At 66.4% G+C, this 232-nt stretch carries 1 protein-coding gene; it reads left to right on the top strand.

Annotated features, from left to right (window positions below; translation table 11 throughout):
* Positions 1-7 precede the first annotated feature (7 nt).
* A partial coding sequence (locus HBA93_RS23825; protein ID WP_221724854.1) for a DUF6088 family protein occupies positions 8-232 on the top strand: 225 nt, incomplete at its 3' end.

Raw genomic sequence — 232 nt, 5'->3', positions numbered from 1 at the left:
AAAGACGATGACACGGCTGACCGAACAGATTCTGGCACATGCGACGGGACTTCCCGAAGGGATGCCCGTGTCCGCCAAGGGCCTGCTCCACCTCGGAAACCGGGCGGCCGTGGATCAGGCATTGTCGCGTCTGTCCGAGCGCGGGCAGCTCATCCGCGCCGGTCGTGGCGTCTATCTGCGCCCCATCGCCAGTCGGTTTGGCACGCGCGCACCTTCGGTCGAGCAGGCTGTC

Source organism: Ochrobactrum sp. SFR4 (assembly GCF_019730395.1).
GTDB lineage: Bacteria > Pseudomonadota > Alphaproteobacteria > Rhizobiales > Rhizobiaceae > Pseudochrobactrum.
The sequence above is the reverse complement of the archived record's forward strand: the minus strand, read 5'-3'. Positions and strand labels throughout refer to the sequence as shown.